The organism is Sodalis sp. RH14 (assembly GCF_047324285.1).
In the GTDB taxonomy this organism is placed as follows: Bacteria; Pseudomonadota; Gammaproteobacteria; order Enterobacterales; family Enterobacteriaceae; genus Acerihabitans.
This window is the reverse complement of sequence record NZ_CP178739.1, coordinates 341,781-367,428: the sequence shown is the minus strand read 5'-3', so window position 1 is coordinate 367,428 and position 25,648 is coordinate 341,781. Positions and strand designations below refer to the sequence as shown.

Genomic DNA, 25,648 nt, shown 5'->3' with positions numbered 1-25,648 from the left:
TGCATGACTGCATGACTGCATGACTGCATGACTGATTTTCGCTGTGCCAACGGTTTTCCATACGTGTTGCATTCGATAACCGTCAATCCTATGCCGACGCTAGCCCCCATCCAAAACAACAGCGCCGCTATCGCTTCATAATATGCCGTGCGAACCGCGACATGGGGACCGGCATAAAGCGCGCTGACGGCGCCTGTGCCCCCGGCATGAGCCGCCGGGAGCGGCGAAAGGCCCGGTTGCGCCGGGAGCGCTAACCGGGCCGGTGCATAACGGGGGCATGGGCGGCGGAAGGCATCGCGCAGCGACGCGCGACCTGCCGGGCGCGCGGAGGTCAAGGAGGCCGTCGCGGTACGGCCTCCTTGTCGCTTGCGAGCCTGTACATAAGATTGTGTAATCGCCTGATTTTGATATGTTCAATCCATCATTAGAATTAGGTGAATTTATGGACGAAAAATTGCTACAGGCTCTCGCAACTGAGCTGGCTAAAAGTCTCAAAACCCCTGAGGATCTGAGCCAATTTGATCGGTTTTTAAAAAAATTAAGTGTTGAGGCTGCCCTTAAAGCTGAACTGACTCACCATTTGGGTTATGAGAAAAATCAGCTCAAATCGGGTTCCAACGCCCGTAACGGTTATTCCTCTAAAACGGTTACCACAGGTGATGGCCCGCTAGAGCTGAGGACACCTCGTGATCGCGAAGGGACCTTCGAGCCCCAACTAGTGAAGAAAAATCAGACCCGTATTACCGGAATGGATGACCAGATCCTGGCGCTTTATGCCAAAGGCATGACCACCCGTGAGATATCGGCGATGTTTAAGGAAATGTACGATGCGGATGTCTCACCAGCACTGATATCGAAAGTCACTGAGGCGGTTCTGGAGCAGGTCACTGAATGGCAGAATCGCCCACTCGATACGCTCTATCCCATCATTTACCTGGACTGCATCGTGGTAAAAGTTCGCCACGACGGTCGCGTCATCAATAAATCCGTGTATCTGGCGTTGGGAATTAACATTGAAGGCCAAAAGGAACTGCTGGGCATGTGGATGGCAGAGAACGAAGGCGCGAAGTTCTGGCTAAACGTGTTGACCGAGCTTAAAAACCGGGGATTACAGGATATTTTTATCGCCTGCGTCGATGGCCTGAAAGGCTTTCCTGACGCTATTAATACGGTCTACCCGAGGACCTGCATTCAGCTTTGTATCGTACACATGGTGCGTAACAGCCTGCGCTTTGTCTCCTGGAAAGACGCCAGGGCCGTCATGCGAGACTTGAAGGCAGTGTACCAGGCACCGACGGAGGAAGCGGGACAGCGGGCGCTGGAGACGTTCGCCAGCGTATGGAACTCCCGTTATCCGCAAGTAAGCCGGAGCTGGCAGGCTAACTGGACTAACCTTGCGACATTCTTCGCCTATCCGGAAGACATTCGCAAAGCGATCTACACCACAAACGCCATCGAGTCGCTAAACAGCGTGATCCGACACGCTATTAAAAAACGCAAGGTATTCCCGTCAGACGAATCGGTAAAAAAAGTGGTGTGGCTGGCCATCCAGGCGGCGTCAAAAAAATGGTCGATGCCGGTGAGGGAGTGGAAGATGGCATTGAATCGTTTTAGTATAGAATTTGGAGATCGTTTAAGTGGTCATTTATAAAAAGGCGTTTACACAGATTCCTAAACAGGCTCTCGCTTGCCGGCGCCAGGCAATACATATAACCACCGGACGCACGGCAAGCGAAACCTCTGCCGCAGCAACATAAGCCTACCCGCAAACGAAACTCTCGCCGACGCAGCATAAGCCTACCCACAAACGAAACTCCCGCCGCCGCAGCATAAGCCTACCCGCACACGAAACTCCCGCCGCCGAAGCATAAGCCTCCCCGCAAGCGAACCTCCTACCGCCGCAGCATAAGCCTCCCCCGCAAGCGAACCTTCCGCCTCGGCAGTATAAGCCTCCCCCGCACACGGCAAGCGACCCCTCCCCGACGCAACATTCAGCTGACCGCAAACAAAACCTTTGCCCACCGGGCTCAAGCCGCCACGAGGCCACTGTAATACCGCCCCCCTTTACCCATCACGCCCGAACGAAAAAAAGCGCCGGCGCCGTCAACAGCCCGGACGCGTAATCGATACGCGCCTTATACCGCATAACCGATCATCGTCAGCATCTTTTTCACCTGCTGCACCGCGTCCTGCCGCTGCCCCACCCCCAGCTTCTGGTAAAGATTACGAATATGGGTTTTGATGGTGGTCGACGCCACATCCAGCTCGCCGGCAATCTGGTTGTTACTGTAACCCGAATAAATCAGCCCCAGCACCTGCCACTCCCGCTGGGTCAGCGGACTGATGCGAATCAACTCGGGCACCTGCGGATGATGCAGCAATTGCTGGACAAAATCTTCGTCGAAATGGGCGAACTTATGGCGATGATGGGCATTAATATCGCGCAAAATGCGCCGGGTCCGCTGTTGTTCCAGCTCCGGCAGCACGCCGAGCTGCAGCAGTTGCCGCAACTGCATCGCCATCGTTTCGCCTTCAATAACAAAATGGCTGATAAAACCGGTGCGATTGGCTAACGACAACGCCTCCATCAGCACCCGCTGGGCATCGTTCTTGCGCCCGGTGCGCCAATAAATAAGATTATTAAGCAACAGGTTACGGTTAAGATCGCTCACCAAATGCAGTTGTCGGGCATTATCATTAAGCTCGTCGAGCACCACTTCCGCCTCGTCGAACTGGCCGAGCAGAATCTGGGCGCGGGCAATATTACGCCACTGCCCCTGCAAAAAATGGTTATCGACGTTATCCGGTTTCACCGTCTGGTCCAGCCACCTCGCGGCGGCATCGACATCCCCGGTCAGTTGCCAGAACAGCACCCGCGGCTTATCGGCATTGGTCACCCAATCGCTATGGTATTGCGCGCCGCTTATCAGGTTCTCGCAACGGTGCAGATGGCTGCGGGCATTATCGAAATCGCCGCGCGCCAGCGCGATTTTGGCCAGCATCGCCAGGCACTGCAGCTGCTGCTGCGGTTCGGCGCTTTCCAGCACCTTCAGCCCGGCGCTGGCGGCCTGTTCGGCCTCGTCCAGGCGCGCCCAGGACCACAGCAGCTGCGCGCGCAGACGCAGCAGGAACTCATGCATCGGCAATTGTTCCAGATGCTGCTCGCCCACCAGTTCGAACGCCTTATCCTGTATTTCATACGCCGCCTGCAAATACCCCTGCGCTATCAGGATTTCGCTTTGCTGCAGCAAGGCCCACAAGGCGTAGTGATACACCCCATGCCGGCGGGCCATCCGATCGGTCTGCTGCATCATGCTCAAGGCTTTGACCAACTGTCCCTGGCAATGCGCGACTTCGCCGGTCACCGACGTGGCGACAATACGGCCGTAATAATTAAACTGCGGCAAAAACCGTAGCGCTTCGGCAGCCAGGGATTCCGCTTCAAGGGGCTTGCCGGTATTTATCGCCACCTGCGCCAGCAGGGCGTTAAACTCCGCCACCAGCCAGGGGGCAAGATCGAGTTTGCGCCGCGCCATCTCCGCTTTGTCATGGGCCAGCAGACTCGCCACCTCGGCGCTCCGGTGCTGGCCCTGGGCCAGCCAGCCCTTGAGCAACACCAGCCTGGGCCGCAGGATCAGCACGTCGTAGGGCAAATGCTTCAGGCAACGGTCCAGCAACGCCAGCTCACCATGGTTAAATAACGTCCAGCCGCTATCAAGCAGTATCCGGCACATCATACCCACATCATTCGCCGCCATCGCGTGGTGGATGGCTTCGGCGGGATAGCCCTGCGCCAGCCAGCCCTCGGCGGCGGCGCAATGGATCTCGGGCAGCTCGGCCGCCAGTTCCCACTGGCAGCGCTGGCGCAGGAAACTGGCGAATAACGGATGAAAACGAAACCATTCGCCGCTGTCGTCCATACGCTGGATAAACAGCCCCTGGTGTTCGGTCTGCTCCAGCCGCTGCTGGCCGTTTCCCTCGCCCATCAGCCGGTCAATCAGCGCATCGTTCATCGAGCGCAGCAGCGAACAGCGCAGCAGGAAACGACGGGTGGCGCCATCGACCCGATCGAGCACCTCATCCACCAGGTAATCGGACAAATGACCGGCATTAATGCCCGACAGCCGCCGGGCGGTTTTGCTGGCCGGGGTATCGGACTGGCGGGAAGACAGCACAATCAGCTGCAGCGCCGTCGCCCAGCCCGCGACCTCGTCGCACAGCCGGTTGCTGTCCTGGGCTGCGATGGGCATATCCAGGCGTCCTGCGAAAAACTGCCTGGCCTCCTCATGGGTAAAGGCCAACTGCTGGCTGCCGATTTCCAACAGTTGATCGCGCACCCGCAGATTGGCGATGCCCAGCGACGGCAGGTTGCGCGACAGCAGAACCAGCTTGAGGCTATCCGGCTGCTGGCGCAGCAGGCCGCGCATGGCGTCATGGATAACCGTATTGGTGATCAGATGGTAATCGTCGATGACCAGGAAAAGCGGCGTGGTCCAGTCGGCCAGATCCACCGACAGCTGGGCAAACAAGGTTCCCAGGCTGGCATACTGATGCTTCTGCGCCAGCGCTTCGCTGCGCAGGCAATGGCCGCCCGTCGCCTGCTGGATCGCCGCCACCAGGTAATTGGCAAAGATCTCCGGTTCATTATCGCTATCGTCAAGGGAATACCAGCCCAGATCCTGCCTCGCCGCCGCCCACTGCGCAATAAGCGTCGTTTTGCCGTAACCGGCGGGGCTGGTAATCAGCGCCAGGCGATAGTTCGCCGCGCTATCCAGCCGGTCCAGCAAACGCTGGCGCGGCACGGCACTTTGCAGCCTCACTGGCCGTCTCAGTTTTGATGGGATTAGCATTGTTTTTATTTCCCCAGGGGTACACGGCAATGTGCTAAAACTAACTGTTAACCATTGTAATTATAATGTAAATAATTATTACCTAAGGTTATCCATATCCCATTTTAGTAAATTGCGCCCTATCACAATTTTAACTCAGCCTTGGCGCTCCTCCCCTTTTAACCCGCCGCCGGGAGGATGAAAAACGCCCTATGCCGCGTCATGATGGCCGGTGGCGGCAAACGGGCGACGGCTATCCACCGCGGGAAAAATAATGGAAGAACTCTTGTTGGAACAGATATCGGCCCAGGCCGGTATCGGCAGCGACTATATCAATGCCCTGGGCCAGCGGCAGGCCATCTCGGCACAAACCAAACGACGGTTGCTGGACGCCATGGGGCGCGGGTCAGGATTGGCGGCCGTCTCGCAGGACCCGCTGCCGCCGGTGGCCGTTTGGCGCCGGGATGCGCCGGCGGCGCTGACGCCCGGCGGCCGGGGCGATTACCGCTGGCAACTGCGCACCGAGCAGGGCGGAACCCTTCAGGGCGAGATAAGCGCCGGATCGCCGCTATCGCTGCCCCACACCCTGGCGTGCGGCTATCACCGGTTAACGTTAAGCCAGGGCGCGCGGGAGTGGCATTGCCGGGTAATCATCGCCCCGCCCCGCTGTTTTCAGCCAGGGGCGCTGCTGGCCGGGCAAAAGCTCTGGGGCGCCTGCATCCAGCTCTATACGCTGCGTTCGGCGGTCAATTGGGGTATCGGCGATACCGGCGATCTGAAAACGATGGTGCGGGAAGTCGCCCGGCGCGGCGGCGCGTTTGTCGGTCTCAACCCCATCCATGCGCTCTGCCCGGCCACGCCGGGCGATGCCAGTCCCTACAGCCCGTCGTCACGGCGCTGGCTGAATATGCTGTATATCGATATCAATAGCCTGGAGGATTTCCACCTTAGCCCGGCGGCGCGGTCATGGTGGGCGCGCGAAGAGGTGCAGCAAGCGCTGGCGCTGGCGCGCGCCGCTCCCGAGGTGGATTATCCCCGGGTCGGCGCGCTGAAATTAGCCGCGCTGCGTTTGTGCTGGCAACAGTTCAGCCTGCGCGGAGAGCAGGACGCGCAGCGCCTGGCGTTTGCCGCTTTTGTGCGCCTGGGCGGCGACAGCCTGCGCCATCAGGCTGAATTTGACGCCCTGCACGCGTACCTGTTGGCGCGGGATCCGTCCTGGCGCCGCTGGCAGGACTGGCCTGCCGAGTACCGCGCCAGCCAGGGCGCCGGAACGCAGGCGTTCCGCCGGCGGCATGCCGGTGAGATCGCATTTTATCTCTGGCTGCAGTGGCTGGCCGACCGTCAGTTTGCCGAATGTTCTGCGCTCTGCCGGGCGCTTGGCATGCCTCTCGGCTTATACCGCGATTTGGCGGTGGGGGTCAGCGACGGCGGCGCGGAAACCTGGAGCGATCCGGCATTATATTGCCTGGAGGTAGCGCTAGGCGCGCCGCCGGATGTGCTCGGTCCGCAGGGGCAGAACTGGGGGCTGGCGCCCATGGATCCGCGGGTGATGGCCGCCCGCGGCTACCAGCCGTTTATCGATCTTGTGCGATCGAATATGCAGGGCTGCGGCGCGCTGCGCATCGATCACGTCATGTCGCTGCTGCGCCTGTGGTGGATCCCACGCGGCGATACCGCCGGACAGGGCGCCTACGTCCACTACCCGCTGGACGATTTGCTCGCCATCCTGGCGCTTGAGAGCCTGCGCAACCAGTGCCTGGTGATCGGCGAGGATCTGGGCACCGTGCCGCATGAAATCCTCGCGCGGCTGCGCGACAGCGCCGTTTATTCCTATAAAGTGCTCTATTTCGAGCGTGACGCCCGGCATCATTTCCAGCCGCCGGAAGCCTACCCGCCGCAGTCGATGGCCACCGCCGCCACCCATGATTTACCGACGCTGCGCGGCTACTGGGGCGCCGGCGATCTCAGCCTTGGCAAAGCGCTGGGACTGTATCCCGACGCGGCGGTGCTGCATTATCTGCATGAGGACCGACGGCGCGCGCGCCAGGGGCTGCTGGACGCCCTGCACCGTCACGGCGGCCTGCCGCGGCGGGTATCGCGCCGGGCCGATGGCCTGCCGATGTCGCGCATGCTTAACCATGCCATTCACCGCTATCTGGCCGACAGCGGCAGCGCGTTATTGGGATTACAGCCCGAGGACTGGCTGGATATCACCACGCCGGTCAACGTGCCCGGCACCAGCGATGGGTATCCGAACTGGCGCCGCAAATTGACGCGCGGCCTGGAGGAGATTTTCGCCGATAAGGGCATCAATGCCCTGCTGCGGGATATCAACCGGCGTCGCCAGTTGCGTTAGAGGCTGGGGTTCAGCCTTGGATCAAAGGTAAATTCGAGCGGCGTAACCGACGCCAGACAACCAGCAAACGCCGGATGCTCATTGTTAATCAATACATTGTATTCCATAGGCACAATGGCGGAAGGCACCATTAGCCCGACGCTCGATTTTCCCTGAAACCATTGTGTGCCGATATCCTTGGTGGCGGGAATCGGCACCGGCGCATTCCAGTTAGCAGGAAGATCTTGCGCATTGAGTTTGACAATGAAATCGTCGGGTACGTCAATACTCATTAACTGATAAAAATCTAATATGGATTCGTCCTGTAAATGCACTAATACTTCCAGAATGGCCAGTGACACTGCCGAGGAGATATACACCATCGGCGTACCCATTCTGTTCCATCTTGCCACCGAGCTGTTAAAAGCGCCAACGCCACTCCACGCGGTGGCGATATATTGCTTCTGGCAAAATCGATACAAGATCACATGACAACTCCATGTTTAATGCCTTCAATCAAACTGACCACATCACGGGCACCGGTTTCAGTGCCAATCGCCTGATTGGGTGTTTCGCCGCCTAAAACTTTGGCAGGTTTGTTCATCCAGGCAATGGTTTTCTGGAAGTCATTGCCGAACAGCGCTAAAGCCATATCAAAGGCGGTAACATAACGGGTAATAGATTCACTTTGAGCCGGAGAGAGCTTCTCTTTACGCCGGGCAATGCTGCGTCCACTTAACCCAAGCGTCGCCAAAAATTCTTCCCTTTTGAAGCCGACGATGGACCTGATATTATCAATTACCGACACTTCAAGCCCTTCCATCATCAGATGACGCAGCTCGGGACCGGACGCATCCGGCAAATGAGCGGAGGCCCACAGGCTATGTGCGGGCTCTTTCATTACGGGAGGGGTATATATTTTCATGCACGCCTCACTTTCTGCCAAATGTCATACTTAATTATAGCCATTTGGCAGGAAAAATCAATATTTTCGTGCCCGGCAAAAAAATGGCGACATAACGTCGCCAAAAACACAGGACACAGACACAGACACGTACGCAAGAACAACAACAGTGGCTTAACCTTTCAGGCCTCCGGCGGTAAGACCGCTTACCAGCCAGCGCTGGGCCAACAAAAACAGCAGGGTGATGGGCAGGGCGGACAGTACCGCCGCGGCGGCAAAATCCCCCCACAGATAGTTTTGCGGATTGAGATACTGCTGCATGCCCACCGCCAGGGTAAAATTATCCACATCGCGCAGCAGCAGCGACGCCACCGGCACCTCGGTAATGGCGGCAATAAACGACAGCACGAACACCACCGCCAGTATCGGCACCGACAGCGGCAGCAACACCAGTCGGAACGCCTGCCAGGGCGTGGCGCCGTCCAGCGCGGCCGCTTCCTCAAGCGAACCCTCGATAGTGTCGAAATATCCCTTGATGGTCCAGACATGCAGCGTAATGCCGCCAAGATAGGCGAAGATCACCCCGCCATGGGTATTAAGCCCCATAAACGGCAGATACTGACCCAACCGGTCAAACAGCGCGTACAGCGCCACCAGCGACAGTACCGCCGGGAACATCTGGAAAATCAGCATGCCCTGAAGCAACGCGCTTTTACCGTGAAAACGCATGCGGGCAAAGGCGTAGGCGCAGGTGGTGGACAGCGCCACGATGCCCAGGGCGGTAATGGTCGCCACCTTTACCGAGTTCCATAACCACAGCAGCACCGGGAACGGCGGCGGGGTTATGCTGCCGTCCGCGTGCCGTACGCTCAAACCCAGCGCCAGCCGCCAGTGCTCCAGGGATATCTGCTGCGGGATCAGGCTGCCGGTGGCGAAGTTGCCGACGCGCAGTGAAATCGCCAGCACCATCAGCAATGGAAACACGATCAGGGCGATAAAACCCAGCAGCAGCACGTGCGTCGCCGCCAGCCGCAGGAAACGCGATGAAGATTGCACCATAGCCACCCGGGACCTCCTTAATCAAATGTCAGACGCGCCGTTTTCACATTCAGTATCGCCAACCCGCCCACCAGCAGGAAAATAAGGGTGGCGATGGCGGCGGCCAGGCCGAAATCCTGCCCGCCGCCGCCTTCAAAGGCGATACGGTAGGTATAACTTACCAGCAGGTCGGTATAACCGGCGGGAGTGCTGGTGCCAATGCGGTCAGGCCCGCCGTTGGTCAGCAGCTGGATCAGCACAAAATTATTAAAATTAAACGCAAAGCTGGCGATCATCAGCGGCGTAAGCGGCTTGAGCAGCAGCGGCAGCGTAATACGGAAAAAATTCTGTAACGGTCCGGCGCCGTCCATGGCCGAGGCTTCGTATAAGTCATCGGGTATGGATTTCAGCAGCCCCATGCACAAAATCATCATATAGGGATACCCGAGCCAGGCGTTCACCACCACCAGCATCAGCCGCGCCAGCAGCGGATCCTGAAACCAGGCGGGCCGGATGCCGAACACAGCGTTCAGCAGCATATTGATTTCCCCAAAACTCTGGTTGAACAATCCCTTGAAAATCAATATTGAAATAAACGACGGCACGGCATACGGCAAGATCAGCAGCAGCCGGTACAAAGCGCGGCCCCGCAGCGCCTCCCATTGCACCACGCAGGCCAACACCATGCCGATGGCCACCGTCAGGACCACGGTCAGCAACGAAAACACGATGGTCCAGACAAATATGGCCAGGAAAGGCTGCCGGATTCCCTGATCCTCTACCACCCGCATAAAATTTTGCCACCCCACCGGCACGGTATAACCCGGGCTGAGCTGCCCGGCGACAAAATGGCCTTCGGCATCGACCGCCTGGTAAAAACCCGTGGCCCGGTTGGGCCGGTAGACGGCCCCGGTGCGGCTGTCGGTCAGGCGGTCCTGGCCGCCCAGCGTATACAGCGGCCGCAGGCCGGAAAATTGCCGTAACGAGCTGATGCGCAGCCGGGCGCCGTCGGGCAATTGCAGCGTCAGCCGGCCGAGGGCCTGGCGATACTGTGTTACCACCCTGAGCGTGCCGCGCTCTCCCGGCGGCGGCGCGTCGCTCGGCGACATCATTAGCGTCTGGTCCCGGCCGCCGTCCAGGCTGAACGCCGGCGAGACCCATAACCGTCCGCCGTCGGCATCGGCCAGCGCCAGCCGCCATGCGGTTCCCTGGCCGTACAGGCTGAAGGCGTAGGCTTTGCCGATTTGCAACTGCCGATCCAGCAGCACCGATTGCGCGCGCTCAAAGGACAGCTGATGGACGCTGCTGTAGTTGGTAAAGGCGATGCCGACGGTGCACAGCAGCGGAAACAACACAAACAGCCCCACGCCCGCCAGTCCCGGATACACATAGCGCCAGGCATAGGCCCCGGCATTGGCGAAAACGGCCAGCCCCGCGCTTGTCAGGATAAGCGTCAGCAGGGCAAACAGATATTCACCCCGGGCATACAGCGGTATCACCATCCAGGCGATGGCCAGGGCGCAAAAAATCACGACCGCCCGCTTCACAAACCGGTGATGCCGCCAGCGCGCGGGCTTGCGGGACAGAGGAACCGAGCCGGTGTTTGACATAACCCTTCCTATAACGGCGGATGACAACCCGCTTGAACGCAGGCCCCGTGACGGCGGCCGGCGGATTATTTGGTAATGCGGTCCTTCACGCCGTCCAGCGCCGCCTGCACGCTTTGTTTACCGTTTATGGCGTTGACCACCGCGCTGCGCTCGGCATACCAAAACGCGCTCATCTGGGGAATATTGGGCATGATTTCACCCTGTTGCGCATTCGCCATGGTGGCGGCGATCCGGGGATCCTTGGCCAGCTCCGCCTGATAGCTTTTCAGCGCCACCGCGCCGAGCGGCTTGTCTTTATTCATCGCATCCAGTCCGTCCCTGGTCAGCAGGTAATTTTCCAGGAACTCTTTCGCCAGTTCCTTATTGGGGCTGGCGGCGTTAATCCCGGCGCTTAGCACGCCGACAAAAGGTTTCGACGGCCGGCCCTGGAAGGTAGGCAACGGCGCCACGCCGTAGTGAACGCCGCTTTTTTCCATATTGCCCCAGGCCCAGGGGCCGTCGATGGTCAAGGCGGTCTGTCCTTTGTTGAAGGCGGCTTCGGAGACGGAATAATCGGTATCGGCGCTGATATGCCCGCTTTTGACCAAATCGACGATAAACTGCAGCCCGGCGCGGGAGCCGGCATTGTTCACCCCACATCCTTGATATTGTAACCGCCGTTTTCCGGCATGAAGGCATAACCGCCGGCGGCGGCGATAATCGGCCAGGTAAAGTAGGGTTCCTGCAGGTTCCACATAATGGCGCTTTTGCCTTTGGCGCGCAGTCGGGTATCCAGCGCCGGGATCTCTTCCCAGGTTTTCGGCGGCGCGCCGACCAGATCCTTGTTGTAAATCAGCGACAGGGACTCCACCGCGATGGGATAGCCGATCAGCTTGCCGTTATAGCGCACCGCGTCCCAGGTAAAGGGGAACAGCTTATCCTGGAACGCCTGATCCGGCGCCACTTCCGCCAGCAGGCCCGACTGGGCATAACCGCCAAAACGGTCGTGCGCCCACAAGATAATATCCGGTCCGTCGCCGGTGGCCGCCACCTGGGGATATTTCTCCTCCAGCTTATCGGGATGCTCTACGCTCACCTTGATGCCGGTATCCTGTTCGAACTTCCTGCCGACTTCAGCCAGGCCGTTGTAACTCTTGTCGCCGTTGATCCAGATAAGCAGCCGGCCTTCTTCTATTTTGGCGAACGCTGAAGAACAGGCCATCGCCGACATCAGGGACGACAGCGCCAGGGTACGGAGAGTGCATTTGATGCGGGTCATAGTTCCATCCTTACTGGTGGCAGCGTTCCCAACGCGCGCAAAGCGGGTCCCGACAGGCATCGCACCTGCAACCTGCCCGGCGATGTTCGGGGCGCACGGAAAGCTGTGGTGAATTTATACACCGGACATACTGCGTTTAACCTCAGGCGCGCTCATCCTCCCCCGTCCTACGCCCCTGCGCCTCCCGATGTGACCGCATTAACACTCCGTGGACAATTTGCGGGGCAAGCCACAAAAAGCATGCTGGATATTTGCCGCCGCCGTCACGTTTTTGCCGGCTCGCCGCCGACGCGGCCGTGAATGGCGCTTTGCCGTCATCCCGCCGCCTCCCCCTTGAAAAAAACCGTCCCGGATGATTTCCCTGCCGCGCATTTCCCTCACACTTGCCGACACTTGATGTCAGCCTGCCGCCGCACCGCCGGGCGGCAGGGTAAACAGAGGTAGGAATCCGGGTCTATGGCAAGCGTGACGCTGCGCAATATCTGCAAAAGCTACGGTGAAAACGTGATTTCCCGCGATATCAACCTGGATATCGGCGAAGGGGAGTTCGTGGTGTTTGTCGGCCCGTCGGGCTGCGGCAAATCCACCTTGTTGAGAATGATTGCCGGGCTGGAGGACATCACCTCCGGCGAGCTGAAAATCAACGATCGCCGGATGAATGACGTGCCGCCCGCCGAACGCGGGGTCGGGATGGTTTTCCAGTCCTACGCGCTTTATCCGCACCTGTCGGTGGCGGGCAATATGTCCTTCGGCCTGAAGCTGGCCCGGGTGAAAAAAGAGGAAATAACGCGCCGGGTAAACCAGGTGGCGGAGATTCTCCAGCTCGGCCATTTGCTGGACCGCCGCCCCAAAGCGTTATCCGGCGGGCAGCGCCAGCGGGTCGCCATCGGCCGCACCCTGGTGGCGGAGCCGCAGGTGTTCCTGCTAGACGAACCCTTGTCGAACCTGGACGCCGCGCTGCGCGTCCAGATGCGTATCGAGATTTCACGTCTTCACCAGCGCCTGCGGCGCACCATGATTTACGTCACCCACGACCAGACCGAGGCCATGACGCTGGCGGACAAAATCGTGGTGCTCGACGGCGGGCGCGTGGCGCAGGTCGGCAAGCCGCTGGCGCTGTATCACTACCCGGAAAATCGGTTTGTCGCCGGGTTTATCGGTTCGCCGAAGATGAATTTCCTGCCGGTAAAAGTCACCGCCATCGCCATCGACCAGGTGCAGATCGCGCTGCACAACGGCCAGAAAGTGTGGCTGCCGGTGGAGAGCAGCCGGGTGGAGGTCGGCGCCACGATGTCGCTGGGTATCCGGCCCGAGCATTTGCTGGCCGGCAACATCGCCGATGTCGTCCTGGAAGGCGTGGTGCAGGTGGTGGAGCAACTGGGGTATGAAACCCTGATCCATATTCAAATTCCCTCGCTCCGCCTCAATCTGGTTTATCGCCAGAATGACGTGGTGCTGGTAAACGAGGGTGCCCAATTCGCTATCGGCCTGCCGCCCGAGCGCTGCCATTTATTCCGCGAGGATGGCAGCGCCTGCCGACGGTTACATCAGGAACCGGGCGTATAAGTCTGCCTGTCCGCAGGCAATAATAATCAGGAGAAAATAATGACTAACCTACGCATTTTACCTTTGTCAGTGGCAATCATCGCCGGCGCGGCTTCCGCCCAGGCGATGGCGGTGGATTTTGGCGGTTATGCCCGTTCCGGCATCGGCTGGACCGGGAGCGGCGGCGAGCAGCAATGCTTCAAGGCCACCGGCGCCTCCAGTAAATACCGTCTCGGCAACGAATGCGAAACCTACGCCGAATTAAAACTCGGGCAGGAGCTGTGGCGCGAAGGCAACAAGAGCTTCTACTTCGATACCAACGTGGGGTACTCCGTTTCCCAGCGTAACGATGACGAACCGCTGGAACCCAGCTTCCGCGAAGTCAACGTGGTGGGCAAGAATCTGATCGACGCCTTGCCGGGCGCCAATATGTGGGCCGGGAAACGTTTCTATCAGCGTCACGACGTCCATATGATCGACTTCTACTACTGGGACATTTCCGGTCCCGGCGCCGGTTTGGAAAATATCGATCTGGGCGTAGGCAAGCTGTCCCTGGCGGTCACGCGCAACAGCGAGTCCGGCGGCTCTTATGGTTATATCGATAACCAGCTCAACCAGGTGCCGACCATTAACGACATCTACGACGTGCGTATCGCCGAACTGGAAACCAACCCCGGCGGCAAGCTGGAATTCGGCGTGGACTACGGCCGCGCCAACGTGCAGGACAATTTCAATCTGGCGGACGGGGCCACCAAAGACGGCACCATGGCCACGATGGAGCATACCCAGACCATCGGCAACGGCTTTAACAAGTTTGTGCTGCAATACGCCACCGACGCCATGACCACCGATAATACCGGGCGCCCGCACGGCTCCTACGTCGATAACGACGGCCATATGATCCGCGTGCTGGATCACGGCGGCCTGGACTTCAACGACAAGTGGGCAATGATGTACGTCGGCATGTACCAGGATATCGACCGCGATAACAATAACGGCACCACCTGGTACACCGTCGGCATACGCCCGATGTACAAATGGACCCCGATCATGAGCACCCTGTTGGAAGTCGGCTACGACAATGTCAAATCCCAGCGCACCAGCGATCGCAACGATCAGTATAAAGTGACGCTGGCGCAGCAGTGGCAGGCCGGGGACAGCATCTTCTCCCGTCCGGCGATCCGCCTGTTCGCCACCTACGCCAAATGGAATGAAAAATGGGGTTATGGCAATAACGACGCCGGTTTTACCAACGGCATCGCGTATAGCGATAACAGCTCGACCACCTTCAGCCGCGGTAAGGATGATGAAGTCTCCTTCGGCGTGCAGATGGAAGCCTGGTGGAAATAATCTCCCGCGCGTCCCGCCCCCGGGGGTAGGACGCGTGGGATAGTACCTGGCGGGCCGGCGCTACTTGCCCGGCGACGGCCCGTCGCTCGTCACGCTGAAAAGGCGATAATAATGAAAATAAAAATACTTTCCCTGTGCCTGATGGCCGCACTGAGCGCCACCCTGCCGGCCACCACGCTGGCGGATACCCTGACCAACCCCCAAGATATGTCGGTGGCGCCGGTGATACCGCAGTCCACCTTGCGGCAATTGCCCTGGCAGACGCTGATGCCCCCGGCCAGGCAGGAAATCATTCTCGACGCCGCCTCGCCCCGCATCCAGATGGGCGATATCACCGGGCCGGTGGCCGCCATTACGCTGCCGGCCAACCGCGGATCGCTGGCCATCACCCTCAGCAGCCTGGCTAAAGGCCAGTCGATCTACGCCCCCAACGTGCTGGTGCTGGATGAACAACTGCGTCCGGCGGCGTTTTTCCCCAGCAGCTATTTCCCCTATGAAAAACCGGGCGGCATGTCGATGGACCGGCTGGAAGGCACGCTTAAGCTCACTCCCGCCCTGGGACAGAAACAAATCTACCTGCTGATCTACACCACCCGCCAGGACCTGCTGACCACCACCACCATGACCAATCCGGCCAAGGCCTACGCCGAGGGCGTCGGTAATGCGGTGCCCGATATTCCCGATCCCATCGGCCGCCATAGCGACACCGGCACCATCAGGTTAAAAGTGGAGGCGGAACAGAAGAGCGGCAATATCACCATCGGCCAGATCTTCTCCGGCCCCGAGACGCAGCCGGTCGTGGTCGGCAATACCGCGCCGCCGGCGCCCCAGGCCGCGGCAGCGGCAGCGGGACCGGCCGCGCCGATGCTTAACGATACCGAGAGCTATTTTAATCAAGCCATTAAACAAGCGGTGCGCGACGGTAATATCGATAAGGCGCTGAAGCTGCTCAACGAAGCGGAGCGGCTGGGATCGTCATCGGCGCGGCAAACATTTATCAGTAGTGTAAAAGGCAAGGGGTAAGGTTATCCCGATACTGCTGATATTTGGCAGAATATTGGTGCGCCCAGGCGCACCTTTTTTTTCCGGCCGGCAAAAACCGGCAAAAATCACCCGGCACTAATCTAAATCATTGTTTCAGCCGTGCAAGGTCATTATGATGCCGCAGCCCTCCTTCGGCCGCAGAGCCATCTTCGCCGTCGCGGGACGCAACAGGACAGTCAGTCCACTTCATTTTGCTTTTTTCTGCTGAGGATATATGCATACCTTTAAGTTGGCGAACCCCGGCCCGCTGGGATTAATGGGTTTTGGGATGACCACCGTCTTGCTAAACCTGCATAACGCCGGTTTTTTCCCTTTAACCTCGATCATTATCAGTATGGGGATTTTTTACGGCGGCATTGCCCAAATCATCGCCGGTATTATGGAATATAAGCACGGCAATACCTTCGGCACCACGGCGTTTACCTCGTACGGCGCGTTCTGGCTGAGCCTGGTGGGGATTCTGATGCTGCCGCGCATGGGCCTGGCCGAGCCGAGCGACGCGGTATTTTTAGGCGTTTATCTGGCGCTGTGGGGCATTTTTACCCTGTTTATGTTTTTGGGCACCCTTAAATCCAGCCGTGGCCTGCAAATCGTGTTCGGCAGCCTGACCGTGCTGTTCGCCCTGCTGGCCGCCGGCAATATTACCGGCAATCATCAGATCATCGTCATTGCCGGCTATGAAGGCCTGTTCTGCGGCGCCAGCGCCATTTATCTGGCCATGGCGCAGGTGGTCAATGAACAGCTGGGCCGCCAGGTGATGCCGGTCGGCTGAGCATCACGACGCTTACCGCGGGATTTATGCCGAACCGGTGGGGGGGCGCCTAGGGGTAAGCTTTATGCCGCCTAGGCAAAACCCGCGCCGACACGGCAACCCCTCCCGCAAGCGCCAACGGCGGGTCCGTCTTATGCGGTCAGGCCGGTCGAGGCGGCCAAGGGGAACGGTATGTGTGCCTGCGTTTGCGGCTGCGCCACCGTCGTCGCCGGCGTTTTGTAATGGGCCGGTTCCTTGCCGCGCATCTGGTCCAGTACCCGTTCCGCCACCGCCAGCACCTGCTGGCAATACTCGGGGGTAATGGTCAGGGGCGGCTCGATGCGGATGGTTTTGGAATTGTTCAGCGTACCCGCCACCAGGATTTGATGACGGAACATACCCTGGGCAAAGGCATAACCGATATCGTTGCGTCTGAATTCCAACGCCTGCAACAGCCCGCGCCCGCGCGCCTCCACCATAAACTCTGGATACGCCGACGCCAGCCGGGCGAAACCGCTAAGCAAAATCTGGCCCTTAAGCGCCGCCTGCGCCGGCAAATCCTCGCTCAGCAGCACGTTAATGGTCGCCAGGGCCGCCGCGCAGGCCAGCGGATTGCCGCCAAAAGTGGTGGTATGCAAAAACGGGTTCTCGAACAGCACCGAGAATACCTCTTCGGTGGCGACGGTGGCGCCGATCGGCATTACGCCGCCGCCCAGCGCCTTGGCCAGGCACAGGATATCCGGCTGCACGCCTTCGTGCTCGCAGGCAAACATCCGGCCGGTGCGGCCCATGCCGGTCTGCACTTCGTCGAGGATCAGCAGCGCGCCCACCTCGTCGCACAGCGCCCGCACCGCCGTCAGGTATCCCTCCGGCGGAATAATGACCCCGCCCTCCCCCTGGATAGGCTCCAGGATAACCGCCGCCACGTCCGCGCCGGTGGACCGGCAGCGATAGACATGATCGCGCATCGCCCCGATATCGCCGAACGGCACATGATCGAAACCCTGCAGCATCGGCATAAAAGGACGGCGAAAGGTGGATTTGGCGGTGGCGGACAGCGCGCCGAGGGTTTTGCCGTGAAAGGCGCCGGTGGCGGCGATAAAGGTGGTTTTGCCGCGCGGGGTTTGATACGCCTTGGCCAGCTTCAGCGCGCCCTCGACGGCCTCGGTGCCGCTGTTGCTGAAAAAACTATATTTCAGCGTGCCGGGGGTGACCGCCGCCAGGGTCCTGGCGAGCATGGAGCGCAGCGGATCAAGCAGTTCCTGGCTATGCAGCGGTTGTTTCGCCAGTTGGTTTTCGACGGCGGAAAGAACTTTTGGATTACGGTGCCCCACGTTAAATATGCCGAAACCACCCAGGCAATCGATATATTCCCTGCCCTGGGTGTCGACCAGCGTATTAAGACCGCCGGCCCGCCATTCTACGGCTCCGTAATCCCCGCCTACCGTCACGGATTTACGGTAATCGAGAAAACCAGGATTCACATACTCTTTAAAATTGTTTATCACTTCCTTATTCAGGTTAACCATCTCATCATGCGTCAGCGTTTTTTTCTCAATCCACGAAAGCGCCTGCTGAGTACATTCTAACGGGGTAAGCATGGGGGTTGAACGAGACAAAATAAGCTCCTTGGAAGGAGATATCATATGATATCGATCTGACAGATGCAGCGTCCGGGCCAACTGTAACTACATGCTTAGGTTTAGAACAAAATATAAATAAGACCAATAAAAAAAGTTATTCACATAGGGAGAGAGAAGAACCGCGGCCGGAAATGCTGATTACTGCCAAAGGAAATATAAGGGAGATTTATTGCGAAAATAACCATGCACCATAATAGATCGCGCCTGCATTAAATAGGTGCAATTGACCAGTGATATTTAGCCAATAATATTTGAACGCAGAATTTTATAACAGACGCGGAGCGGAACGGCAATCTTTTTATGTCGATGGCAGCGCTTTTTATGGCAATTTTTTCGCGGCCCCGGCGCGGCGGCGAAAAACCCTATTCCCGCCGCCGACCGGAGTGATAAGCCGCGGCTAATGGCGAATCATGACATGCCGCACCGCGGTATAATCTTCCAGCCCGTACATCGACAGATCCTTGCCGAAGCCGGACAGCTTCTGGCCGCCGTGGGGCATTTCGCTGACCAGCATAAAATGGGTGTTGACCCAGGTGCAGCCGTACTGCAAACGGGCGCTAACCCGATGGGCGCGGCCGATATCCCGCGTCCATACCGACGAGGCCAGGCCGTAGGGGGAGGCGTTGGCCCAGCGTATCGCCTGCGCTTCGTCGTCAAAGACCGTGACGGTCACCACCGGCCCGAACACTTCGCGCTGGACAATTTCATCCTCCTGGCGCGCATCGGCCAGCACCGTGGGGGCAAAATAGAAACCCGGTCCGTCGATCGGCGCGCCGCCGGTAATCACCCGGATATGCGCCAACGCCCTGGCGCGCTCGACAAACCCGCTGACCCGCCGCAGGTGCTCAGCGGTAATCAACGGCCCCAGTTCAGTGCCGGCATCGGCCGGATCGCCGGTTTTAAGGGTGGCGACGCTTTTGCCCAAGGCGTCCACCAGCGCATCGTAAACGCCACGCTGCACATACAGCCGGCAGGCGGCGGTGCAGTCCTGGCCGGCATTATAAAATCCGAAGGTGCGCACACCGTCCACCACCTCGTCGATGTCGGCATCGTCAAACACAATCACCGGCGCCTTACCGCCCAGCTCCATATGGGTCTTTTTGATCCCCCCGGCGGTATGGGACAGGATATGCGCGCCGGTGGCAATCGAACCGGTCAGCGATACCATGCGCACCCGCTCATGGCCGGTCAGGGCGTCGCCCATTTCCGCGCCGGTGCCGAACAGCACGTTAACCACCCCCGCCGGCAAGATCGGCGCCATCAGCTGCGCCAGGAACAGCGCGGTCAGCGGCGTCTGCTCGGCGGGCTTGAACACCACGCAATTGCCGGCGGCCAGCGCCGGCGCCAGTTTCCACGCCGCCATCATCAGCGGATAGTTCCAGGGCGCGATGGAGGCGATGACGCCGATGGGATCGCGCCTGATCATGGAGGTATGCCCTTCCAGGTATTCCCCGGCGGCGCTGCCGCCCAGGCAGCGGCTCGCGCCGGCAAAGAAACGGAATACGTCCGCCACCGCCGGGATTTCATCGTTGATAACGCAGTGGTACGGCTTGCCGCAGTTCAGGGATTCCAGGCGCGCCAGCGCCTCGCCGTGGCGCTCGATGGCGTCGGCCAATTGCAGCAACAGCGTGGCGCGGGTTTTCGGCGTGGTTTGCCCCCAGGTTTCAAACGCCGCGTCCGCCGCCAGCACCGCCGCGTCCACCTGCTCCAGGCTGGCCTCGTTAATGGTGATAATCGTATCGCCGGTGGCGGGATTTATCACCGGCGTCGGTTTGCCCGCGCCCGTCACCGACCTGCCGTCTATCAATAATGTGTCATGCATAGGAGAGTCCTTGGGTTATTTGCCGCTGCCCGCCACGCCCTCGCCGCCGCGTGTCAGGTAATAGGCCAGGAGTATCGGCAGCATGGTCACCAGGGTGACCAGCAGGGAAACGACATTGGTGATGGGCACATCGCGCGGACGGCCCAGTTGGTTCATCAGCCACAGCGGCAGCGTGCGCTCATGGCCGGCGGTGAAGGTGGTGACGATGATTTCGTCAAACGACAGCGCGAACGCCAGCATGCCGCCGGCCAGCAGCGCCGAGGACAGCCCCGGCATCACCACATAGCGGAAGGTCTGCCAGCCGTCGGCGCCCAGGTCCATCGACGCCTCGATCAGGCTAAAAGAGGTGCGGCGCAGCCGGGCGATAACGTTATTGAAAACAATCACCACGCAGAAAGTGGCATGGCCGATAACGATGGTCATCAGGCCGGGGCTGATATCCAGCGCCTTGAAAGCGGACAGCAGGGCGATGCCGGTGATAATGCCCGGCAGGGCGATGGGCAGCACCATCATCATGGCGATGGCCTGTTTGCCCAAAAAATCCCGCCGGTACAAAGCCGCCGCCGCCAGGGTGCCCAGCAGCAGGGCAATCAGGGTCGCCAGGCAGGCCACCTGCAGGGACAGCCACAGGGCGGACAAAATATCCGGGCGCCCGGCGGCCAGTTCAAACCAGTGCAGGGTAAATCCCCGCGGCGGAAAACTGAACGCCGCGTCCTCGGTGTTAAAGGCGTACAGGGCAATGATCCCCAGGGGAAAATGCAGGAACAGGATACCGCCCCAGGCGGCAAGCCTCAGCGCCAGCGGCGCGCGATCAGAGCGCATCGAAAGCCCCCAGACGTTTGGCCAGGGTAAGATACAAACCGATCAACACCATCGGCACCAGCGTAAACGCCGCCGCCATGGGCATATTGCCGATGGCGCCCTGCTGGGCGTAAACCATGCTGCCGATAAAATAGCCCGGCGGCCCCACCAGCTGCGGCACGATAAAATCGCCCAGGGTCAGCGAAAAGGTAAAAATGGAGCCGGCGGCAATGCCAGGCACCGCCAGCGGCAGCACCACATAGCGCAACGTCTGGTCCGGACGGGCGCCAAGATCGGCGGAGGCCATCAGCAGCGACGGCGGCAGGCGCTCAAGCGCCGCCTGGATCGGCAAAATCATAAACGGCAGCCAGATATACACAAACACCATAAAGCGGCCCAAATGGGAGGTGGACAGGGTGCTGCCGCCGATGCCCGGCACGGTAAGCACCGCCTGCAGCGCCGGCTGCAGGCCGAGATGCTGTAAAAACCACTGCAACACGCCGTCATGGGCCAGCAGCAGCGTCCAGGCATAGGCCTTAACGATATAGCTGGCCCACATCGGCATCATCACCGCAATATAAAAAAACGCCTTCCAGCGGCCGCTGGTATAACGCGCCATATACCAGGCGATGGGAAACGCCAGCAGCGCGCTGGCAAGCGTGACCGCCACCGCCATCGCCAGGGTGCGCAGGATAATGTCGTAGTTGGCCGGACTGAACAGCGCGAGGATATTGGCCGCGGTCAGCTCCGGCAGCACGGTCATGGTGAAATCGTCAAAGGTATAGGCGCCCTGCCACAGCAGGCTGAGCAAGGCGCCCAGGTAAATGATGACAAACCACATCAGCGGCGGCAGCAGCAGTAACGCCAGCAGCACCGCCGGCCGGCGGTAGAGGAATGTCGCTATCGCGCGGCCCGGGCGCCGGGCGGTTTGCGGCCGATCGGCCAGGCTCATAGCCATACTCCTTACTCCTCGAGGACGGTCATGGCCGCCCGGGACCAGGACGCGGTCAGCCGCTGGCCGAGGGCAATCCCTTCCTGGCCGGATGAACGTACCGGATGGGTCTCGCTGACGGAAAAATGGGTTCCCTCCGCCAACACCAGCTCATAGCGGGTCATCGCCCCCTGAAACAGGATATTGCTCACAACGCCGCTAACCGACAGCTCGCCGGCCGGCGCGGGCGCGCCCGCTACGCTGATGCGGGCAAACTCCGGGCGCACGGCGAACAGGCCGTTTTCGCCGGTCAGTTCCCGGGCCAGCTCGCCGCCAATCACATTGGCGCTGCCGACAAAATTGGCGACGAACCGGCTCCTGGGCTGAAGATAAAGCCGGCGCGGCGTATCCACCTGTTCAATGCGTCCCTGGTTAAATACCGCCACCCGGTCGGACATGGAAAGCGCCTCGCCCTGATCGTGGGTGACAAAAATAAAAGTGATTCCCAGCTCGCGCTGCAGGGTTTTCAGCTCGCCCTGCATCTGTTCGCGCAGCTTGAGATCCAGCGCCCCCAGCGGTTCGTCCAGCAGCAGGATGCGCGGTTCGTTGACCAGCGCGCGCGCCAGCGCCACCCGCTGGCGCTGGCCGCCGGAAAGGTGGGCCGGCTTGCGATCGTGCACATCGCCCAGCGCCACCCGCGCCAGCGCGGCCCGGGCACGGGCCATGCGCTCGGCGCGCCCCACCCCTTTGACCATCAGGCCATAGGCCACGTTGTCGAGCAGCGACATATGGGGAAACAGGGCATAATCCTGGAACACGGTATTGACGTCGCGCTGATAGGGCGGCAGGTTGGCGGTGTCGACGCCGTGCAGCCGGATAACGCCGCCGTCCGGCTGCTCAAAGCCGGCAATCAGGCGCAGGCAGGTGCTTTTGCCGGAACCCGACGGCCCCAGCAGCGCGAAAAATTCCCCGTCGGGAATATCCAGCGATACCCCGTCCACGGCGGCAACGCCGTTAAAACGGCGCGTTACGTTATCCAGGCTCACCGCACTGTTCATCATGGCCCCTCCTGCTGGCGCCCCGGCGCAGGCGCCGCGGGCAAATTACCGGCGCCCTAACGGCCGCCCATCATGGCGATATAATCCTGGGTCCAGCGGCTGTAGGATACGCACTGGCCGCCGTTGCCGCTGTCGCACTTCGCCATCGGCGTTTTCCAGAAGGCGATTTTGTCGAACTGGCTGAAGCCGTTGGTTTCACACCCTTTGCTCCCCAGCAGGGTACTGGCCTTGCAGCCTTCCGGCACCGCCGGCACCGACCCGAACCAGGCGGCGACATCCCCCTGCACTTTCGGCTCCAGCGACCAGTTCATCCAGCGGTAGGCGCAGTTGGGATGGGCGGCATCGCTGTGCAGCATGGTGGTATCCGCCCAGCCGGTAACCCCTTCTTTCGGGATCACCGTGGCGATCGGCTGCCCCTCGCCCGCCAGGGCATTGGCCTGATAAGGCCAGGCGCCGGACGCCACCACCCCTTCGTTTTTAAAATCGCTCATTTGCACCGAGGTGTCGTGCCAGTAGCGGTGAATCAGGGGATGCTGCTGTTTAAGCAGCGCCAGCACCGCCTGGTACTGGGTTTCATTGAGCTGGTAGGGGTCCTTGATGCCGAGCTGCGGCTGGGTACTTTTCAGGTACAGCGCCGCGTCGGCGATATAGATCGGGCCGTCGTAAGCCTGTACCCGGCCCTTATTGCTTTTGCCGTCCGGCAGGTTTTGCGGCTCGAATACCACCGACCAGCTGTCCGGCGGCGTGGTGAATACCCGGGTATTGTACATCAGCAGATTGGGTCCCCATTGATAAGGGGCGCCGTAGGTTTTGCCGTCGACGTTATACCAGACGCCGCCCATCAGGCGCGGATCGATCTTGCTCCAGTTGGGGATCAGGGCGGTATTGATCGGCTGGACGCGTTTGCCGAGGATCAGGCGCAGCGAGGCGTCCCCGGAGGCGGTGACCAGATCGTAGCCGCCCTTGGCCATCAGGCTGACCATCTCGTCGGAGGTGGCGGCGGTCTTGACGTTGACCTGGCAGCCGGTTTCCTTTTCAAACGCCGTCACCCAGTCATACTGCTTGTCGGTCTGGCCGCGCTCGATATAACCGGGCCAGGCGATGATATCCACCCGCCCTTCGTTTTCACCCAGCCGGGTGGGAAGATCGGCGGCCCGGGCCAGGGCGCTGATACATAACACGCTGATACATAAGGCGCTTGACCGCATTATTTTATTCATTGCCTGTCTCCTGTCTCGGGGTCGGGGGGCGGGTGGGAAAACGGGTATCGAATTTGGCCATGATATGGCGCACCACGCTGTACTCCTGCAATGCCTCGCCGGAAAGATCCTTGCCGTAGCCCGAACCCTTCAGGCCGCCGTGGGGCATCTCGCTGACCAGGGTGAAATGGGTATTGATCCAGGTACAGCCGTATTGCAGCTTCGAGGCCAGGAAAAACGCCAGGTCGACATCACGGGTCCAGACCGAGGACGCCAGGCCGTACTCCGAGTCGTTGGCCCAGGCCAGCGCCTGGGCGATATCCTCGAAGCGGGTGACGCTGACCACCGGGCCGAACACCTCTTTTTTGATGACCTCATCGTGCTGCAGGCAGCCGGCCAGCAGCGTGGGCGGGTAATAAAAGCCGGGGCCGGCGTGGGCCTGGCCGCCGGTGACCAGGGAGATATGCGGCTGCTCCAGCGCGCGTTCGATAAAACTGGCCACCCGGTCGCGCTGACGCGAAGAAATCAACGGACCAAGCTCATTGTCTGCATCATCGGGCCGGGCATAACGCAGGCCGGCCACCGCCTCCCCCAGCGCGTCCACCAGCCGGGAGTAGATGCCGGCCTGGGCGTAGATGCGGCAGGCGGCGGTGCAGTCCTGGCCGGCGTTGTAATAGCCATAGCGGCGGATCCCCTCCACCACCGCCTGCAGATCCGCGTCGTCGCAGACAATCACCGGCGCGTTGCCTCCCAGCTCAAGATGGGTACGCTTGATGCCGCCGACCGCCGCCTGGAGGATCTTCTGACCGGTGACGGTATCGCCGGTCACGGAAATCATGCGCACCAGGGGATGATTGACCAGCGCCGCGCCGGTGGTCTCGCCGCGGCCGGAGATAACATTAACCACGCCGGGGGGAAGCAGGCCGTCCAGCCGGGACATCAGCGCCAGGATCGATAGCGGGGTATGTTCGGAGGGCTTGAAGACCAACGTATTGCCCGCCGCCAGCGCCGGGGCTATTTTCCAGGCGGCCATCATCAGCGGGTAGTTCCAGGGCGCGATGGAGGCCACCACGCCGAGCGGGTCGCGGCGCAGCATCGAGGTATGGCCGGCGATATACTCCCCGCCCAGTTGTCCTTGCTGGCAACGCACTGCCCCGGCAAAAAAGCGGAACACGTCGGCGGCGGCGGCGATATCGTCCTGCCGCGCCTGGTGCAGGGGCTTGCCGCAGTTCAGCGCTTCCAGCCCGGACAGCAGGCCGGCGTGGCGGTCGATGACGGCCGCGATCTCCAGCAGGATGCCGGCGCGAAAGGCCGGGGTGGTGGCGGACCAGTGCGCAAAGGCGCGATGCGCGGCGTTAACCGCGCCGATCACCTGCTCCTCGCCGGCTTCGTTAAGCGCAAGGATGACCGCGCCGGTGGCGGGATTGATAATCGGCTGCGCGGCACCTTCGCCGGCGACGGTTGCGCCGTCGATGAAGTTGAGCCAACGGGTCTCGCTTAACAGGGAAAGGTCGGTCACGGCGTTGCCCT

Annotated in this window: 18 protein-coding genes and 1 pseudogene; 6 read left to right on the top strand and 13 right to left on the bottom strand. The window is 60.3% G+C overall.

All coding sequences use genetic code 11. The features are described from left to right. Nucleotides 1–442 precede the first annotated feature (442 nt). Entirely contained in the window at nt 443–1,651 is a 1,209-nt protein-coding gene (locus tag ACL2XQ_RS01600) for an IS256 family transposase (RefSeq protein WP_413740493.1), read from the top strand. A 484-nt stretch (nt 1,652–2,135) separates the two neighbouring features. On the opposite strand, the gene malT is transcribed toward ACL2XQ_RS01600, so the two are convergent. After that, nucleotides 2,136–4,850, bottom strand: a complete 2,715-nt coding sequence (gene malT / locus ACL2XQ_RS01595) for an HTH-type transcriptional regulator MalT (protein WP_410012408.1) — start codon at nt 4,848–4,850, stop codon at nt 2,136–2,138. Between the two features lie 253 nt (nt 4,851–5,103). On the opposite strand from malT, the gene malQ reads away from it, so the two are divergent. After that, nucleotides 5,104–7,185, top strand: a complete 2,082-nt coding sequence (gene malQ, locus ACL2XQ_RS01590) for a 4-alpha-glucanotransferase (RefSeq protein ID WP_413739988.1) — start codon at nt 5,104–5,106, stop codon at nt 7,183–7,185. Here malQ and ACL2XQ_RS01585 read toward each other — a convergent pair. The 5 genes and pseudogenes from ACL2XQ_RS01585 to malE form a co-directional block, all read right to left on the bottom strand. Beyond that, nucleotides 7,182–7,652, bottom strand: coding sequence for an RES family NAD+ phosphorylase (locus ACL2XQ_RS01585; protein WP_410012410.1), 471 nt, complete (start codon nt 7,650–7,652; stop codon nt 7,182–7,184). The two genes, malQ and ACL2XQ_RS01585, sit on opposite strands and share 4 nt — an antisense overlap. Continuing rightward, a complete protein-coding gene (locus ACL2XQ_RS01580) occupies nt 7,649–8,089 on the bottom strand; it encodes an antitoxin Xre/MbcA/ParS toxin-binding domain-containing protein (RefSeq protein ID WP_410012411.1) in 441 nt (146 codons plus the stop codon). The genes ACL2XQ_RS01585 and ACL2XQ_RS01580 overlap by 4 nt, the downstream gene beginning before the upstream one ends. 153 nt (nt 8,090–8,242) lie before the next feature. After that, on the bottom strand, nt 8,243–9,133 hold the full coding sequence (gene malG, locus ACL2XQ_RS01575; protein WP_410012412.1) for a maltose ABC transporter permease MalG: 891 nt from the start codon (nt 9,131–9,133) through the stop codon (nt 8,243–8,245). An 11-nt stretch (nt 9,134–9,144) separates the two neighbouring features. After that, nucleotides 9,145–10,716, bottom strand: a complete 1,572-nt coding sequence (malF, locus tag ACL2XQ_RS01570; protein WP_413739987.1) for a maltose ABC transporter permease MalF — start codon at nt 10,714–10,716, stop codon at nt 9,145–9,147. 65 nt (nt 10,717–10,781) lie between these two features. Continuing rightward, nucleotides 10,782–11,974 (bottom strand): annotated as a pseudogene (malE, locus tag ACL2XQ_RS01565) (maltose/maltodextrin ABC transporter substrate-binding protein MalE). A gap of 456 nt (nt 11,975–12,430) precedes the next feature. On the opposite strand from malE, the gene malK reads away from it, so the two are divergent. The 4 genes from malK (at nt 12,431) to satP (ending at nt 16,685) form a co-directional block, all read left to right on the top strand. Then, nucleotides 12,431–13,540 carry a maltose/maltodextrin ABC transporter ATP-binding protein MalK gene (malK, locus tag ACL2XQ_RS01560; RefSeq protein ID WP_410012415.1) on the top strand — a complete coding sequence of 370 codons (1,110 nt, stop codon included), beginning with the start codon at nt 12,431–12,433 and terminating at the stop codon, nt 13,538–13,540. Between the two features lie 39 nt (nt 13,541–13,579). Next, complete coding sequence (locus tag ACL2XQ_RS01555; protein WP_410012416.1) at nt 13,580–14,869, top strand: maltoporin; 1,290 nt, start codon at nt 13,580–13,582, stop codon at nt 14,867–14,869. A gap of 111 nt (nt 14,870–14,980) precedes the next feature. Beyond that, nucleotides 14,981–15,892, top strand: coding sequence for a maltose operon protein MalM (malM, locus tag ACL2XQ_RS01550; protein ID WP_413739986.1), 912 nt, complete (start codon nt 14,981–14,983; stop codon nt 15,890–15,892). Nucleotides 15,893–16,127: 235 nt separating this feature from the next. Next, nucleotides 16,128–16,685: an acetate uptake transporter gene (gene satP / locus ACL2XQ_RS01545; RefSeq protein WP_410012418.1), complete on the top strand. Its 558-nt coding sequence runs from the start codon at nt 16,128–16,130 to the stop codon at nt 16,683–16,685. 131 nt (nt 16,686–16,816) lie between these two features. Here satP and ygjG read toward each other — a convergent pair whose 3' ends face one another. From ygjG to ACL2XQ_RS01510, 7 genes are all read right to left on the bottom strand, one after another. Continuing rightward, complete coding sequence (ygjG, locus tag ACL2XQ_RS01540) at nt 16,817–18,265, bottom strand: putrescine aminotransferase (RefSeq protein WP_410016650.1); 1,449 nt, start codon at nt 18,263–18,265, stop codon at nt 16,817–16,819. Nucleotides 18,266–18,704: 439 nt separating this feature from the next. Continuing rightward, entirely contained in the window at nt 18,705–20,129 is a 1,425-nt protein-coding gene (patD, locus tag ACL2XQ_RS01535) for an aminobutyraldehyde dehydrogenase (RefSeq protein ID WP_413739985.1), read from the bottom strand. Between the two features lie 15 nt (nt 20,130–20,144). After that, complete coding sequence (locus tag ACL2XQ_RS01530) at nt 20,145–20,951, bottom strand: ABC transporter permease (RefSeq protein WP_410012420.1); 807 nt, start codon at nt 20,949–20,951, stop codon at nt 20,145–20,147. Further along, the gene (locus ACL2XQ_RS01525) at nt 20,941–21,888 is read right to left on the bottom strand and encodes an ABC transporter permease (RefSeq protein WP_413739984.1); all 948 of its coding nucleotides are present in this window, start codon (nt 21,886–21,888) and stop codon (nt 20,941–20,943) included. The genes ACL2XQ_RS01530 and ACL2XQ_RS01525 overlap by 11 nt, the downstream gene beginning before the upstream one ends. 5 nt (nt 21,889–21,893) lie before the next feature. Next, nucleotides 21,894–22,919: an ABC transporter ATP-binding protein gene (locus ACL2XQ_RS01520; protein WP_410016651.1), complete on the bottom strand. Its 1,026-nt coding sequence runs from the start codon at nt 22,917–22,919 to the stop codon at nt 21,894–21,896. Nucleotides 22,920–22,975: 56 nt separating this feature from the next. Beyond that, nucleotides 22,976–24,127 carry a putative ABC transporter substrate-binding protein YdcS gene (ydcS, locus tag ACL2XQ_RS01515; RefSeq protein WP_413723532.1) on the bottom strand — a complete coding sequence of 384 codons (1,152 nt, stop codon included), beginning with the start codon at nt 24,125–24,127 and terminating at the stop codon, nt 22,976–22,978. Nucleotides 24,128–24,131: 4 nt separating this feature from the next. Next, the gene (locus ACL2XQ_RS01510) at nt 24,132–25,637 is read right to left on the bottom strand and encodes a gamma-aminobutyraldehyde dehydrogenase (RefSeq protein ID WP_413731407.1); all 1,506 of its coding nucleotides are present in this window, start codon (nt 25,635–25,637) and stop codon (nt 24,132–24,134) included. Between the last annotated feature and the right edge of the window lie 11 nt (nt 25,638–25,648).

Excerpts from the sequence above, each read along its gene's own strand:
- ACL2XQ_RS01600 (WP_413740493.1), top strand. The coding sequence starts at position 443 with ATGGACGAAAAATTGCTACAGGCTCTCGCAACTGAGCTGGCTAAAAGT.
- malT (WP_410012408.1), bottom strand. The coding sequence starts at position 4,850 with ATGCTAATCCCATCAAAACTGAGACGGCCAGTGAGGCTGCAAAGTGCC.
- malQ (WP_413739988.1), top strand. The coding sequence starts at position 5,104 with ATGGAAGAACTCTTGTTGGAACAGATATCGGCCCAGGCCGGTATCGGC.
- ACL2XQ_RS01580 (WP_410012411.1), bottom strand. The coding sequence starts at position 8,089 with ATGAAAATATATACCCCTCCCGTAATGAAAGAGCCCGCACATAGCCTG.
- malF (WP_413739987.1), bottom strand. The coding sequence starts at position 10,716 with ATGTCAAACACCGGCTCGGTTCCTCTGTCCCGCAAGCCCGCGCGCTGG.
- malK (WP_410012415.1), top strand. The coding sequence starts at position 12,431 with ATGGCAAGCGTGACGCTGCGCAATATCTGCAAAAGCTACGGTGAAAAC.
- ACL2XQ_RS01555 (WP_410012416.1), top strand. The coding sequence starts at position 13,580 with ATGACTAACCTACGCATTTTACCTTTGTCAGTGGCAATCATCGCCGGC.
- malM (WP_413739986.1), top strand. The coding sequence starts at position 14,981 with ATGAAAATAAAAATACTTTCCCTGTGCCTGATGGCCGCACTGAGCGCC.
- satP (WP_410012418.1), top strand. The coding sequence starts at position 16,128 with ATGCATACCTTTAAGTTGGCGAACCCCGGCCCGCTGGGATTAATGGGT.
- ygjG (WP_410016650.1), bottom strand. The coding sequence starts at position 18,265 with ATGCTTACCCCGTTAGAATGTACTCAGCAGGCGCTTTCGTGGATTGAG.
- patD (WP_413739985.1), bottom strand. The coding sequence starts at position 20,129 with ATGCATGACACATTATTGATAGACGGCAGGTCGGTGACGGGCGCGGGC.
- ACL2XQ_RS01530 (WP_410012420.1), bottom strand. The coding sequence starts at position 20,951 with ATGCGCTCTGATCGCGCGCCGCTGGCGCTGAGGCTTGCCGCCTGGGGC.
- ACL2XQ_RS01525 (WP_413739984.1), bottom strand. The coding sequence starts at position 21,888 with ATGGCTATGAGCCTGGCCGATCGGCCGCAAACCGCCCGGCGCCCGGGC.
- ACL2XQ_RS01520 (WP_410016651.1), bottom strand. The coding sequence starts at position 22,919 with ATGAACAGTGCGGTGAGCCTGGATAACGTAACGCGCCGTTTTAACGGC.
- ydcS (WP_413723532.1), bottom strand. The coding sequence starts at position 24,127 with ATGCGGTCAAGCGCCTTATGTATCAGCGTGTTATGTATCAGCGCCCTG.